This window comes from Orbaceae bacterium BiB (assembly GCA_036251205.1).
Taxonomy (GTDB): Bacteria; Pseudomonadota; Gammaproteobacteria; order Enterobacterales; family Orbaceae; genus Orbus; species Orbus mooreae.
The window spans coordinates 348,620-366,344 of record CP133958.1 but is presented as its reverse complement, the minus strand read 5'-3'; the positions used below and the strand labels follow the sequence as shown (position 1 = coordinate 366,344).

Annotated in this window: 4 protein-coding genes and 1 tRNA gene; 2 read left to right on the top strand and 3 right to left on the bottom strand. The window is 38.2% G+C overall.

Going from position 1 to position 17,725, the window contains the following annotated elements:
• The first annotated feature begins 1 nt into the window (after position 1).
• Both RHO11_01585 and RHO11_01580 read left to right on the top strand, forming a co-directional pair.
• Entirely contained in the window at positions 2–415 is a 414-nt protein-coding gene (locus RHO11_01585) for a hypothetical protein (protein ID WVD61844.1), read from the top strand.
• A 28-nt stretch (positions 416–443) separates the two neighbouring features.
• Positions 444–635 (top strand): hypothetical protein, encoded by a 192-nt coding sequence (locus tag RHO11_01580; GenBank protein WVD61843.1) that lies wholly within the window; start codon positions 444–446, stop codon positions 633–635.
• A 177-nt stretch (positions 636–812) separates the two neighbouring features.
• Here the strand turns inward: RHO11_01580 and RHO11_01575 are convergent.
• The 3 genes from RHO11_01575 to guaA all read right to left on the bottom strand — a co-directional run bounded on the left by RHO11_01575 (position 813) and on the right by guaA (position 17,661).
• Positions 813–889 (bottom strand) — tRNA-Arg (locus RHO11_01575).
• 206 nt (positions 890–1,095) lie between these two features.
• Complete coding sequence (locus RHO11_01570) at positions 1,096–15,192, bottom strand: hypothetical protein (protein WVD61842.1); 14,097 nt, start codon at positions 15,190–15,192, stop codon at positions 1,096–1,098.
• An 885-nt stretch (positions 15,193–16,077) separates the two neighbouring features.
• Positions 16,078–17,661, bottom strand: a complete 1,584-nt coding sequence (guaA, locus tag RHO11_01565) for a glutamine-hydrolyzing GMP synthase (protein WVD61841.1) — start codon at positions 17,659–17,661, stop codon at positions 16,078–16,080.
• Between the last annotated feature and the right edge of the window lie 64 nt (positions 17,662–17,725).

The window sequence follows — 17,725 nt, the reverse complement described above, 5'->3', positions numbered from 1 at the left end:
GATGAATTTAACTAAAATTATAAATGAAACAAACTTAACTGAAATAATGAAAGAAAATCTTCGTCAGAAATTTATTCAATCCGTAAATGACTGTGGGTTACATTTAAACTTAACTTTTGATATAGATTCTAACGAACTTAACAATTGGATTGATCCTCAAACCAAAATTCAATTTAATTTATATATCAGTGGCGTATGTTTAAATCAAGGTGTAATGGCTGCTCATTATTTTGGTTTAATCGCTGGGGATGTTCATGATGCATTAGATGACTGGGATGAAGAAGGGTTAGGAATGGCAAATGAATTACTATTTTACATTAATGATCTTTATGTGAAATATTTCGGGATTGGATTTATGACTATTGTAGAAACGAAACCTGATTCAAAGAAAACTGCATTCACTGTTGTGCATTGACTTATTAAAGAGGTAAAGAGGCTTATTTATGAATATCAACGAACATTATATGACGTGGGATGAAGTATGTCATGTAGTAAACAGAACAAAGCCAACTGTGTGGCGTTGGGTTCAAAAAGGAGCTTTTCCTAAACCCAAGTATAGAAAAATTGATGGCTTGCTAATAGGATTTGATCGTAAAGAGATCGAACATTATTGTCAAACCGGTGAATTACTATAATTTGAATTTAGACAGTTATCATACTATGGGGCTATTGCCCTATTTTTATATTCATAAGTTTATCATGATAACATTACACTTTTATCGCTTAATTAGGTATAAAACCCAACTTAACCCATTACTTGACCTGTTAATTTTTTAAAGTTTTGATATTTAAATATAACTTGTTGATTTTTATGGTGTCCCCTACAGGATTCGAACCTGTGACCTACGGCTTAGAAGGCCGTTGCTCTATCCAGCTGAGCTAAGGAGACATAGAGGTGATTTGTAATAACGACATGTATTATATAAAGCAATTCATTTCAGTCAATCAATTTTCATCATTTATTCACTGTTATATCAAAATATCATCAATTTTAGTAATGAAACAAAATAACTTAATCATATTAGGAACAAATAAAATAGTAAAAATCCACCTCTACTTATTAATACGGTAGGGGTGGATTAATTAGTTAACTACTTAGAATTGATATTTAAAACCAACATTCATATTATAATTTTGTGAATCATGGCGTCCACGATGATAATTAATTTCGCCTGTCATCATAAAATTCTCTTTGATTTTGGCTTGTAATCCGACTTTAGCTTCAGCCATTAAGCCAGCTTTATCGGAATACAAACGAGTTTGATCATATTTAACAGATGATTGTGTATTATCAAACCATAAATTAATACCTGCATATGGTTTAATATCGCCGTTATAAGGATACATATATGCACCTACTCGATAAATAGTATGTCCACTAAATGAAGTACTAATATCAGTACCAGAATGGTCGGTAACATCGCCTCCATTATAAGTTAGATAACTGATTTGAGCCTGTGGTTCGACAACCAAATTATCTTTAACTAAGATCGGATAACCACCTTGTAAAGTATAACTAAATACATTCGAAGTATATGAATCTTTGTCATTACCCTGAGTTTGCGCAGAGTTTCGATAATGACCATATGAAAAATAAGCATCGATGAATGGGCTTAAAGCATTATCTGCATCTAAATACCAGCTACCATAAACACCGAACATATTACCATTAACTTTACCGTTACTGCTTGAACCCGTATCAATGTTATGTGATGACGAAGATACATGAGTATACCCTGTCATTACACCAACAATAAAGGCACTACCGTTTGAATTGAACGTACCATCAATACCAATTAATGACGAGAAGTCGTTATAATCATATTTAATTTGTCCACCGGCTGCTTTACCTTTAGTTTTACCACCACCATTAATCATCCAAACTGAATTCAAGTGATCATCATCCGTTTTACTTAATCGGTCCATAGCTCTCATACCACCAGAGCCAGCAGCTAATGCACCAGATGAACGACTACCAAAACTTGGTAATAATGATTTAGTGACACTATCTGCATTTGCAATATATACACCTAAATCAGGACGATATAAGCTCTCTTTATAGGAAGTCAAATACCAATCTTGATCAGTTGCATCACGTTGTAAAACATATTCATAAGCACCTTTAACAACAGTGTTATCAAGTTTAAACGCATCAACATCAGAACTACCATTGTCGATAAGTTTAACCCCTTTTTCACTAGTGCTAGCACCTGTTCCACCAACATCATTAATATGAATTAGAGTTGAACCACCAGCATGACCACTGATAGTAAGTTGATCAAGCTTACTAGTTTCATCATCACCCAGTTCAGTATTCATATAGATGATCGCATTATCGTAACCAGTATAATTACCATTAATAACCAAATTATTACCAACAAGATTGTTTGAACTACCAATATTAATTCGATTGTAGTTATCAAGATCATTGTTGATGGTAAACTGTGCAATCTCTGGTACTTCACGAGTTAATGCTGATAAGTTATTGGCAACATTAATATTACCAAAATTGATAACTTTACCATTAACTGAACCTGCACCGCTTAATGCAGTCCCCGAATTAATAATAATATCACCAGCATCAACACCACCCAGAGCCACATTATCATTCACAAATAGATTGCCTTGATTAATGTTAGTGTTACCAGTATAAGTTTGGTCGGTCCCAATAATTAAGGCGTTAGTACCATTTTTAATCATATTACCACTACCAGCAATAACATTGGTTAAGGTTTGATCTGCTGTATTTAAATCAAATAGAACATTACCATTATTATTGATAGCAGCTGTACCTAATTGGTTAATATCTGTTGCTGATAATAAACTATCTTGAGCAATATTAAAGATACCAGAGAAATCGGTATTGACTCCACTTAAGCCAATATTAGCATTAACATTGACATTACCTGCACCACTTAGTGCATTGATAAAGTTACTATTATCACCATTAAGATTTAGTTCACCATTAAGTTTAATAGCACTATTTCCTAAGGTACCATTTCCTGTTAAGGTAATCGCAGCATCGCTAGTAATATCAGTATTTGCAGTTAATCCATTATTTTCAGCAGAAACAATGAGCTCACCTCCAGCAAGAGTTAGCTGACCTGCACCAGTTAATCCATTCACTGTAGAAGAGCTACCACCATTAGCGATGGTTAATGAACCATTGGCTAAATCAACTACTCCACTATTTGTTAAACTACCAATAGTCTGTGTTTTACCATTTAAACCGGTTTTTGCATCCTTATTAATCATTAGTTCAGAGGTATTACCTAAAGCATTATCGGTGCCAAGTAATAAAATACCTGAACGAACATCAGTTTTACCCGTATACTCATTGTCAGTATTAGCAACAGTAATAACTGTATTAGCAGTATTACCCGCTATTGCTAAGTCACCATTACCAACGATTTGTGAAGTAATCATTCCAGACCCTGTATTATTTTGAGCCTCGGTTGATTCAACAATTAATGCATTACTTCCAGAACCAAGTAAATCTATTTTTACTAGACCATAGTTTAAATAAATTCCATCTATATTTTGACCAGTAGTAAGCTTGTAATTAAAGTAACCAATTGCTGAAGTTTCTGAACTACCAGTATTAATCAGATTTTCTTCAACATCTTTCTCAAGTAATGGCTGTCCATCGGTATTTTGTAATGTAAGATTGCTTGCATAGCCAATGACTTTATCAGTTTGAGCCAATTGTAATGTAACCTCACCTTGATCAAGTTGAGTCACTGTATTACCCGATATACTAGGGTGTATATCAGCTGGTAAATTTAAACTAATACTTCCTGAACCAGAAACATCAACAGTATTAACATTCACAACACCTTCTGAATTAAATACCCCACTATTTTCAACAATATTATTAAAAATCAGCTCTCCACCATTCAAGGTTAATTGATCTAGTGACTGTTTACAATTTTCTACAGTAACTTTACCACCTGTAGATAAGATAAGATCAGCATTAGCTATAGAACTAGTATTATTGCCACCTAAAGTAAATGCCGTATTACCAAGCTCAACCTTACCGGTGAAGCTATCACCAACAGTATTACTAAAGGAGAATTGATTGCCGTCAGTATCGACATTGATATTACCCGCACCCGTTAAGGCATTATTAAAGGCATAATCACTGTCACTGGCTATCACTAAGCTATCGTCACTCCCCTTAACATTAATACTGGCACTGCTGTTAAGCTGGTTATCTTGGCTGACCGTTAAGCTTGAACCCTCGGTGATGGCTATATCACCCGTAAAGTCAGCCGCCTGACTATTGTCTTTCGATAAGGTCAAATGACTACCGGCTAAAGTCATATTACCGGTGCCCGTTAAGGCATTACCTAACTCGGTGCTTGAACCGCTGTTGAAGTTATTGAAGACTAAAGTACTGCCATCAGCAATACTGACCGCACTACTGCCTAAGTTTTGTGTTTGACCTGCCGTTAACTGACTGTTATCGGTGATAACATACTGACCGGCAAAGCTGCTGTTGTTACCCGTTAAGCTCATCACCGACCCGTTATTTACCGTCACCGTACTGCCTGCAACACCACTGAGTGCCTGATTAACCGCTTGGGACACGCCACTTAAGATTAACGCAGCGCTACTGTCGGCTAAGTTAACGGTTGCACTATCCGCACCAAGATTTTGACCACGACTCACTGTTAAGCTGCCGTTCTCACCAATGACCTGACTACCGGTAAAGCTTTGGTTATTACCGGTTAATGTCACCGAGGCCTGAGTATTAACGCTACCGGCACCACTTAAGATATTACTGAGCGCACTATTATTGCCATTAAGATTGAGTCGACCTGCAATATCAATCGCACTACTGCCCAGTGTTCCTAAGCCATTTAAGGTTACCGCGGCCGTTTTATCGATCGTCGTTGTGGCGCTCAGCCCACTATTCGCTGCTGAGACAACTAACTCACCCCCCTTCACATTCAGCTGACCGGCGCCGCTTAAGCCATTGGCTACCGTTGAAGTCCCACCATTGGTTAAAGATAAGGCTCCCCCCGCCAGATTGACACTACCGGCATTGGCTAAACTGCCAACAGTTTGCGTCTTACCATTTAAATCAACGCTGGTTCCTGTGTTAAGGGTTAGTTGTACTGTCTGACCTAAAGCATTATCGGCGCCGACAATCACTTTACCTGCGGTGACTGTGGTGTTACCGGTGTAATCATTGGCGGTATTACTTAAGCTGATCCCCGTGGTATCGCTGGCTACACTTAAATTACCGCTGCCGGTTAACTTCGCTGTTAAATCTCGGTTTGTTGCGCCCGTTGACGTTAACGCTAAAGTTTGACCATTTTGAATATCAAGCTGCGTTAACGCATAGTTAACCCCCAGCCCCCCTTGGTTAGTTAACTGATAATCGTACTGCGCTTTTGCAACTAAATTCGAATTTTGATTGATATCATGCTCAACCCCATTGGCTAAGGCATTACCAGACTGATCTTGCAGTGTCAGTTCATTGACATCAACATCTCCACTCTCCTGTGCATTCACTAATTGATATACTTCGCCGCTATTTTGGTCAAGTAAATTACTTGCGGTATCAATATCCGTACTTGGAATATTATCCGGGTTGATCTGAATAATACTCTTATCATTCACCGTCAATTTATCGGTGTTAATTACGCCATCGCCATTAAAACTAACGGTACCACCGTTTAAGGTTAAGTTACCAATAGTCTGCTCACCCGCACCCACTGTGGTTTTATTACCTTCAGCAACATTTAAAGTGGCCTGAGTTAATGCAGCGGTGTTATCGCCGGATAAGGTAAAGGTACTGTGACTTAAACTCACATTACCAGTAAAGTCACTGCCCACATTATTACTAAAGGAGAATTGATTGCCATCGGTATCGACATTGATATTACCCGCACCCGTTAAGGCATTATTAAAGGCATAATCACTGTCACTGGCTATCACTAAGTTATCGTCACTCCCCTTAACATGAATACTGGCACTGCTGTTAAGCTGGTTATCTTGGCTGACCGTTAAGCTTGAACCCTCGGTGATGGCTATATCACCCGTAAAGTCAGCCGCCTGACTATTGTCTTTCGATAAGGTCAAATGACTACCAGCTAAAGTCATATTACCGGTGCCCGTTAAGGCATTACCTAACTCGGTGCTTGAACCGCTGTTGAAGTTATTGAAGACTAAAGTACTGCCATCAGCAATACTGACCGCACTACTGCCTAAGTTTTGTGTTTGACCTGCCGTTAACTGACTGTTATCGGTGATAACATACTGACCGGCAAAGCTGCTGTTGTTACCCGTTAAGCTCATCACCGACCCGTTATTTACCGTCACCGTACTGCCTGCAACACCACTGAGTGCCTGATTAACCGCTTGGGACACGCCACTTAAGATTAACGCAGCGCTACTGTCGGCTAAGTTAACGGTTGCACTATCCGCACCAAGATTTTGACCACGACTCACTGTTAAGCTGCCGTTCTCACCAATGACCTGACTACCGGTAAAGCTTTGGTTATTACCGGTTAATGTCACCGAGGCCTGAGTATTAACGCTACCGGCACCACTTAAGATATTACTGAGCGCACTATTATTGCCATTAAGATTGAGTCGACCTGCAATATCAATCGCACTACTGCCCAGTGTTCCTAAGCCATTTAAGGTTACCGCGGCCGTTTTATCGATCGTCGTTGTGGCGCTCAGCCCACTATTCGCTGCTGAGACAACTAACTCACCCCCCTTCACATTCAGCTGACCGGCGCCGCTTAAGCCATTGGCTACCGTTGAAGTCCCACCATTGGTTAAAGATAAGGCTCCCCCCGCCAGATTGACACTACCGGCATTGGCTAAACTGCCAACAGTTTGCGTCTTACCATTTAAATCAACGCTGGTTCCTGTGTTAAGGGTTAGTTGTGCTGTCTGACCTAAAGCATTATCGGCACCGACAATCACTTTACCTGCGGTGACTGTGGTGTTACCGGTGTAATCATTGGCGGTATTACTTAAGCTGATCCCCGTGGTATCGCTAGCTACACTTAAATTACCGTTGCCGGTTAACTTCGCTGTTAAATCTCGGTTTGTTGCGCCCGTTGACGTTAACGCTAAAGTTTGACCATTTTGAATATCAAGCTGCGTTAACACATAGTTAACCCCCAGCCCCCCTTGGTTAGTTAACTGATAATCGTATCTCGCTTTCGCAACAAGTTGCTCATTTTGTCTAAGATCGTGAGTTGCGTCATTTGTTAATGCATTACCGGACTGATCTTGCAGAGTCAGATCATTGACATCAACGGTAGAACTCTCTTGCGCATTCACTAATTGATATACTTCGCCGCTATTTTGGTCAAGTAGATTACTTGCGGTATCAATATCCGTACTTGGGATATTATCCGGGTTGATCTGAATAATACTCTTATCATTCACCGTCAATTTATCGGTGTTAATCACGCCATCACCGTTAAAACTAACGGTACCACCGTTTAAGGTTAAATTACTAATAGTCTGCTCACCCGCACCCACTGTGGTTTTATTACCCTCAACAACATTTAAAGTAGCCTGAGTTAATGCAGCGGTGTTATCGCCGGATAAGGTAAAGGTACTGTGACTTAAACTCACATTACCAGTAAAGTCACTGCCCACATTATGACTAAAGGAGAATTGATTGCCATCGGTATCGACATTGATATTACCCGCACCCGTTAAGGCATTATTAAAGGCATAATTACTGTCACTGGCTATCACTAAGTTATCGTCACTCCCCTTAACATTAATACTGGCACTGCTGTTAAGCTGGTTATCTTGGCTGACCGTTAAGCTTGAACCCTCGGTGATGGCTATATCACCCGTAAAGTCAGCCGCCTGACTATTGTCTTTCGATAAGGTCAAATGACTACCGGCTAAAGTCATATTACCGGTGCCCGTTAAGGCATTACCTAACTCGGTGCTTGAACCGCTGTTGAAGTTATTGAAGACTAAAGTACTGCCATCAGCAATACTGACCGCACTACTGCCTAAGTTTTGTGTTTGACCTGCCGTTAACTGACTGTTATCGGTGATAACATACTGACCGGCAAAGCTGCTGTTGTTACCCGTTAAGCTCATCACCGACCCGTTATTTACCGTCACCGTACTGCCTGCAACACCACTGAGTGCCTGATTAACCGCTTGGGACACGCCACTTAAGATTAATGCAGCGCTACTGTCGGCTAAGTTAACGGTTGCACTATCCGCACCAAGATTTTGACCACGGCTCACCGTTAAGCTACCGTTCTTACCAATGACCTGACTACCGGTAAAGCTTTGGTTATTACCGGTTAATGTCACCGCTGCCTGGGTATTAACGCTACCGGCACCACTTAAGATATTACTGAGCGCACTATTGTTGCCATTAAGATTGAGTCGACCTGCAATATCAATCGCACTACTGCCCAGTGTTCCTGCGCCATTTAAGGTTACCGCGGCCATTTTATCGATCGTCGTTGTGGCGCTCAGTCCACTATTCGCTGCTGAGACAACTAACTCACCCCCTTTCACATTCAGCTGACCGGCGCCGCTTAAGCCATTGGCTACCGTTGAAGTCCCGCCATTGGTTAAAGATAAGGCTCCACCCGCCAGATTGACACTACCGGCATTCGTTAAACTGCCGACAGTTTGCGTCTTACCATTTAAATTTGCTGTAGCATTTTGGTTAATAACTAACGCTGATGTATTACCTAATGCACTATTATCACCAAGAATTAAAGTACCCGAACGAACAAATGTTTTACCTGTATAACTATTTTCACCATTATTAATAGAAATAGTTGTATTAGCTGTTTGACCTTCAATTGCAAGATCACCGTCACCTTCAACTTTAGATGTTAAGTTTCCTGATGCAGTATTATTTTGCTGCTCTGTTGATTCTAATATCAATGCATTATCACCACTACCTTCAAGAGCAATTCGAACCAAACCATAGTCAAGGTATAAACCGTCACTATCATGTCCAGTGGTTAAATCATAGTTAAAATAACCCTTTGCAGATTCTACATTAGTATTTTTATTGATAAGATTTTGTTCTTTATCGTTTGGTAACGGATCATTATTTGAATCATCCAAAGAGAGATCGCTTGCATCACCAATAACGGTATTAGCTTTAACTAGCGAAAGAATAATATTACCTTCATCAAGCTGTAATACAGTATAAACATCTAAATTTGGAGTGATATTATTAGGTAGATCAACGTTAACACTCCCTACTGAAGACACATCCAGTGTATCTGTAGTGATCGTCCCTTCTGAGGTAAATTTACCATTATCTTCAGTGATTTGATTAAAAAATAAACCACCACCATTAATAGTTAATCCATCGAGTTGATGCTCACCCTTACCAACAGTAACATTTGCACCATTAGAAACAATCAATTTTGAATTAGTCAATGTTGTTGCATTATTATCAATTAATACAAAGTTAGCATTTGTAAAATCAACATTTCCCGCAAAAGCACTACCCACATTAGTACCAAAATTAAAAGTAGATCCACTAGCATCAATATTGATATTGCCATTACCAGTTAAAGCTTGATTAAAGTTATAATCACCAGTGACATTAATATTAAGTAAATCATTTTGTGAAGACACATTAATCGAAGAGTCACTACTTAGTTGAGTAGTTTGATCCATATTTAATGTACTTCCACCAAGAATATTATAATCTCCAGAAAAATTAATATTATTTCCTTTGAACGTTGTTGAAGAACTGTTCGCAATATTTACTTTTCCTGAACTACCAGTTAAGTCATTTACAAAATCAGTTTTAAAACCATCCAATACTAATGTTGAAGAACTGTCTGCTAAATCCACAGTAGCAGTACTTGCACCAAGATTATTCGCATTACTTACTGTTAATTGACCATTAGAGCCAATTGCTTGCGTACCGGTAAACCCACTATTATTACCAGATAAAATAATATTCGTATTAGTATTAACAGTACCAGCACCACTAAGGACATTACTTACTTGGCTATTATTACCATTGAGATTGAGTCGACCCGCAATATCAATCGCCCCACTACCTAACGTTCCCGAACTATTTAAGGTTACTGCTGCCGTTTTATCGATCGTCGTTGTGGCACTCAGTCCACTATTTGCAGAAGTAACAACTAGCTCTCCACTTTGTACTTGTAGTTTACCTGCACCAATTAAACCATTAGTTGAAATTGAACTCCCACCATTAGTTAAAACTAACGTTCCTCCAGCAAGATTCATACTACCCGCATTGGCTAAACTGCCTATAGTTTGTGTCTTACCGTTTAAATCAACGCTGGTTCCAGTGTTAAGGGTTAGTTGTGCTGTCTGACCTAAAGCATTATCGGCGCCGACAATCACTTTACCTGCGGTGACTGTGGTGTTACCGGTGTAATCATTGGCGGTATTACTTAAGCTGATCCCCGTGGTATCGCTGGCTACACTTAAATTACCTTTGCCGGTTAACTTCGCTGTTAAATCTCGGTTTGTTGCGCCCGTTGACGTTAACGCTAAAGTTTGACCATTTTGAATATCAAGCTGCGTTAACGCATAGTTAACCCCCAGACCCCCTTGGTTAGTTAACTGATAATCGTATCCCGCTTTCGCAACAAGTTGCTCATTTTGTCTAAGATCGTGAGTTGCGTCATTTGTTAATGCATTACCGGACTGATCTTGCAGAGTCAGATCATTGACATCAACGGTAGAACTCTCTTGCGCATTCACTAATTGATATACTTCGCCGCTATTTTGGTCAAGTAAATTACTTGCGGTATCAATATCCGTACTTGGAATATTATCCGGGTTGATCTGAATAATACTCTTATCATTCACCGTCAATTTATCGGTGTTAATTACGCCATCACCGTTAAAACTAACGGTACCACCGTTTAAGGTTAAGTTACCAATAGTCTGCTCACCCGCACCCACTGTGGTTTTATTACCTTCAGCAACATTTAAAGTAGCCTGAGTTAATGCAGCGGTGTTATCGCCGGATAAGGTAAAGGTACTGTGACTTAAACTCACATTACCAGTAAAGTCACTACCCACATTATTACTAAAGGAGAATTGATTGCCATCGGTATCGACATTGATATTACCCGCACCCGTTAAGGCATTATTAAAGGCATAATTACTGTCACTGGCTATCACTAAGTTATCGTCAGCCCCCTTAACATTAATACTGGCACTGCTGTTAAGCTGGTTATCTTGGCTGACCGTTAAGCTTGAACCCTCGGTGATGGCTATATCACCCGTAAAGTCAGCCGCCTGACTATTGTCTTTCGATAAGGTCAAATGACTACCGGCTAAAGTCATATTACCGGTGCCCGTTAAGGCATTACCTAACTCGGTGCTTGAACCGCTGTTGAAGTTATTGAAGACTAAAGTACTGCCATCAGCAATACTGACCGCACTACTGCCTAAGTTTTGTGTTTGACCTGCCGTTAACTGACTGTTATCGGTGATAACATACTGACCGGCAAAGCTGCTGTTGTTACCCGTTAAGCTCATCACCGACCCGTTATTTACCGTCACCGTACTGCCTGCAACACCACTGAGTGCCTGATTAACCGCTTGGGACACGCCACTTAAGATTAACGCAGCGCTACTGTCGGCTAAGTTAACGGTTGCACTATCCGCACCAAGATTTTGACCACGACTCACTGTTAAGCTGCCGTTCTCACCAATGACCTGACTACCGGTAAAGCTTTGGTTATTACCGGTTAATGTCACCGCAGCCTGGGTATTAACGCTACCGGCACCACTTAAGATATTACTGAGCGCACTATTGTTGCCATTAAGATTGAGTCGACCTGCAATATCAATCGCACTACTGCCCAGTGTTCCTAAGCCATTTAAGGTTACCGCGGCCGTTTTATCGATCGTCGTTGTGGCGCTCAGTCCACTATTCGCTGCTGAGACAACTAACTCACCCCCTTTCACATTCAGCTGACCGGCGCCGCTTAAGCCATTGGCTACCGTTGAAGTCCCTCCATTGGTTAAAGATAAGGCTCCCCCCGCCAGATTGACACTACCGGCATTGGCTAAACTGCCAACAGTTTGCGTCTTACCATTTAAATCAACGCTGGTTCCGGTGTTAAGGGTTAGTTGTGCTGTCTGACCTAAAGCATTATCGGCACCGACAATCACTTTACCTGCGGTGACTGTGGTGTTACCGGTGTAATCATTGGCGGTATTACTTAAGCTGATCCCCGTGGCATCGCTGGCTACACTTAAATTACCTTTGCCGGTTAACTTCGCTGTTAAATCTCGGTTTGTTGCGCCCGTTGACGTTAACGCTAAAGTTTGTCCATTTTGAATATCAAGTTGCGTTAATTGACTAGAAACACTCAACCCTTTATCACTAATTAAAGCAAAGTCATAATCAGCAACTGCAACAACATTATTATTTTGAGTAATATTATGCTGAGTATTATTATTTAATTCGTTACCTTGAGCATCTTGTAATGCTAATTTATCTAAATCAGTAGATGAAAGCGTATTATCACTAGATACTAATTGCTGTTTTTGTATTGTATTTTGATCAAGTAAGTTATCAATATAAACATTATCAGCGTCAATTTTCACAATACTATTATCGGTAACATTAAGCTCATTTACGTTTACAACACCACTATCAGCAGCATATGAAAGTGTACCGCCATTTAACGTTAAATTACCAAGATTTTGTTGTCCAAGACCGATGGTTGCAGTACTTTCAGAAGAGAGTTGTAAAGTGGCATTTGTTAATGCAGAAGTATTACCATCGGATACAGCTAATTGGGTATTGGTTAGATTAACCGTACCTAAAAAATTATTTCCTGTATTAGATAAGAAATTGAAAGAATTACCACTAGTATCAATATTTACTTGGCCATTGCCAGTTAAAGCATTATCCAAAGTTGTTTGGCTTAGATTTAGAGTTCCTGATAACGCAACCGAACCACTACCAAACTGACTAGTTGCAGAGGTATTTAATGTCCCCCCCTGATCAATTAACCACTCCCCAGAAAAATTATTATTTGCATTAGCTAAAGTTACATTAGAGCCATCTTTTAATTCAACTCGACCGGTACCTGATAAAACAATACCAACATCATCATTATATTGGTCAGAAAATAGTAAAGAACTGGTATCATTAATATTAATTAAGCCTGAGCTTAAATTGTCTTTATTGAGTAGAGATAGTGTTGATTGATCTAAATTGATATTACCAAAATTCTTAAAAAAGGTTGTTTCATCAACTTCAAGATATGAATTATCAAAGTTAAGTACATTGTTACCAGTTCCTGCATCCAAGGTACCAATATGATTACTTGAATTGACATCAAAATTACTTAGATTAAAAGTATCATCACCTGAACCAGTAATGACATTCTTTACACTTGTATCATTAGCAATCGAAACTGTATTATTACCATCGCCTAAATTAATTGTACCTGTTGTTTGCGAACCGCTTGCTAAAATTAAAGTATCATTACCAGAACCCGTAGTTAGACTTCCATTGAGACTTTTATTATTAGTAATAATATTGTCAACATTACCATTGTTAAATAATACATTACCATCAATTACACCATCATTTACAAATTGACGAGCTTGATCCCCATTAATCTCAATAGCTGTAGACCCAATAGCATTAATATTAATATCATTTGTTACATGAATAACATCATCAGTATTACCACCGCTAATTTTAATTGCAGTACCTGTACCAGTGGTCGCTTCACCTGAACTATCGGTAACATTGAGTGTTAAATAGCTATCTTGAATTGCAGATAAATCGTTATTAAGTAATAGACCAGTCCCAGATCCTGTAACAGTAATAATGTTATTCGTATTATTATCACTGTTAGCAAAGATAATATTATTTAATCCTGATTCAGTAAAAGCTGTAGAATCAATAACATTAATGTGAGTATCTTTTAGGGTCACTTTGGCATCACTAGTTTTAATGACGTTACCAGTCGCCCCTTCAGCAAAATTAATCGTTGTACCAGTGATAAAATGTGCGTTTGGTGATCCACTAGCACTTACATCAATACCATTACCACTACCAATAAGATTAACCGTACCGTTATTAATATTAAGGTTAACATTAGCTTTAGATGAGTCTGAATTGGTAACAATACCATCACCACTATTTACATTTAAGATACCATCAGTAAGATCAACATCCATTTCATTACCGCTAGTAGAAGAAAACTGCATACCAGCAACACTACTGGTTATTGAACCATTGTTATTGACTCGAACTTCACCATTACCATTATGTTCAATTTTTATCCCAGTTGCAGCATTAATATCTGTTGCAGATCTTACATAGATACCACTATTATTACCGGCATTTTTGGTCACAACGATCCCGGTACCTGTGACATTAAAATTAGAGCCACCAGCTAAGTTAAATACAACATCTTCACTACCACTGGCACTATTATCGATCCCGCCAGCAACACCACCATTATTTGTTAATCCATCACCCGTTAACTGAGCCCCATCAACACCAGCAATTTGCAATGTAACACCACTACCAAATGTTTCTGTTTGTTTATCATAACTACCGATCTTTAATCCGACATTACTCCCCGTAGCATCACCAAATACATTTTGGCTACTCCATAATAAAAATTTTGCACCATCATTAAAGATGTAAGAGTAGCCTTTACTTGAGTTTGTATCACCAGACGTAAATTTATTTCCGATACCTAATTTCATTGATACATCTGCACCAGAATTAAACGTCACCACATTTTGGCTAATTGGGCTATTACTCCAAAAGATATAAGAATAATTAGTTGTTGATTTTTCAGCAATAACTGATAATTTGCCATTAAAAGTTATTTTACTTGCATTAGCAAGTTGTTTATCAGCTCGGGTCGTAATATCAATAGTATTATCAATATTACCAAAAATAAGCTGGCTATAAGCATTTTGGTTATTTGCTGTAGAACTAGAACTTTTAGCTAGAATAGCAACCGTACCATTTGGCATAGTAGTGATGTTATCAAAGCTAACATTAATATTCGAAGTGGTATCAGAAACATACGCAATAGGATTATTGGTACTATTATTTGAACTAATGGTATTAAAATTAGTAAACGTTAAATTGACGCTTTCATCTGCTTGTCCCCCACTAAAAGTAAGTCGTCGACTTCCCACATTTAGGGTATAACCATTACCATCAATAACCAAATCTTTTCTTGTGCCAAAGGCTACTGTTAAATTGCTATTTAAAGTAATATTATTTGTTAAGACAATCTTATCGCATGATGAATTAGCTATTGATGAATTAAATTGAGCAACCGTACTTACACTACAACTTTCAGCAAATGCATCTGGTACTGTAAATAACCCTGCTGCAATAAGTCCAGTTGATATAATGGATAATTTAGGTATTGATAATTTAGGAGGCTTAACTATTAATGAAGTGCTACTTTTTTTTTTCCTTTTGCAAACTCACTCGCAACAATCCAAGCTCGATGAGCTGAACTCCAAATCACCCTATAAATTTTATTCATAAAAGCCTCAGCATCTAAATTTAGTAATATTTGATGCTTAGTACTTTATCATTTTTAAAAAACTTCAATTGTCTATTTTTTGATTAAAAAAGGTAAAAAATACAGTCAATAAATTTACATATTAAAGATTCTGATATGAAAAAGCTTTTTTTGTATAGAAAAAAACTATAAGTTATAATAAATCGCCTTTATATAAACGGTTTCATGTAAAAATTATCGTATTTTTATTAATCAATAAAAAATACAATAAAAAAAAAACTTAAAAAAATTAAATCATAATTTTAATCACAATTAATCGAAAATAATATGTAAATGTAATTATTTTATTTATCTAATTTTTTACATAAAAATATCAATTCATTTTAAATAACTATCATAAAACATTAAAAAAAGAGAGATTAAAATTTATCTAAAAATAGGCTATTAGGTATTTTTGTAACGGTAAAAATTTGAATATTTCACTAGAAAGCAGCAGATTTCAATAGACAAAAAAGCCAGTGACACTATTGATATCACTGGCTTTTTTAGATGTTAACGGATGTTAACAGAAAAGCAAACTTTATTCCCACTCGATTGTCGCCGGCGGTTTGCCACTAATATCATAAACAACACGGGAGATCCCATTGACTTCATTAATGATACGATTTGAAACACGACCTAAAAATTCATAAGGTAAATGAGCCCAATGAGCAGTCATAAAATCGACCGTTTCTACGGCACGAAGTGATACAACCCAATCATATTTACGTCCATCCCCCATTACACCAACAGAACGAACGGGTAAGAATACTGTAAAAGCCTGACTAACTTTATGATAAAGATCCGCTTTATATAGTTCTTCAATAAAAATAGCATCAGCTTGACGCAATAAATCACAAAACTCTTTTTTCACCTCACCAAGAACTCGAACACCTAGCCCTGGTCCTGGGAATGGATGACGATATAACATATCGTAAGGCAAGCCAAGCTCTAATCCTACTTTACGCACCTCATCTTTAAACAGTTCACGTAATGGTTCAACTAAGCCCATCTTCATATCTTCTGGTAAACCACCAACGTTATGGTGTGATTTAATAACATGCGCTTTACCAGTATCTGCTGCTGCAGATTCAATAACATCTGGATAAATTGTGCCTTGTGCTAGCCATTTTACATCTTTTAGTTTTACAGCTTCCTCATCAAATACAGCTACGAATTCACGCCCGATAATTTTACGCTTAGCTTCAGGATCTGCTTCACCTTTTAATGCATTCATAAAACGGTTTTCAGCATTTACAGCAATGATATTAAGACCAAACTTATCGCCAAACATATCCATTACCTGTTGAGCTTCGTTTAAACGCAATAAACCATGGTCAACAAAAACACATGTTAATTGCTCACCAATCGCTTGATGTAGTAATAATGCAGTAACAGACGAGTCAACTCCACCAGACAAACCTAATAAAACTTTATCTTTACCTACTTTCTGTTTAATTCGAGCTACGGCATCAGTAATAATGGATGATGGTGTCCATAGTTTTTCACACTGACAAATATCAATAACAAAGCGTTGTAATAACTCTAAACCTTTTACGGTATGAGTGACTTCTGGATGAAATTGTACACCATAAAATTGTTTTTCATCATTAGCCATAATTGCAAACGGGCACGTTTCAGTACGGCCAATTAAGGTAAAGTTATCTGGAATGGCGGTCACTTTATCACCGTGACTCATCCAAACATCAAGTTCATCATGCTCAGCACTGTTTTTACTATCAAAGATTCCATCAGTTAAACGTGATGAATTGACCAGTTCAACTTTTGCATAACCAAACTCACGCTGATTTGAACCAGTAACCTGACCACCTTTACCAACTTGAATCGCCATGGTTTGCATACCATAACAAATCCCTAATACAGGAACACCAGCATTAAAGACATACTCAGGTGCTCTTGGACTATTTGCTTCAGTTGTACTCTCTGGGCTACCAGATAAAATAATCCCCTTAGGATTAAATTGTTTGATCTTCTCTTCTGATACATCCCATGGCCAAAGCTCACAATACACACCGATTTCCCTCACACGACGAGCAATTAGCTGCGTTACTTGTGAACCAAAATCAAGAATTAAAACACGTTGTTGGTGGATGTCTTTTGTCATTAAAATTTTCCTAAAGCAAAATAAGTGGACTAAAATCAACATCAAAATAGATTTTTTGATTCTA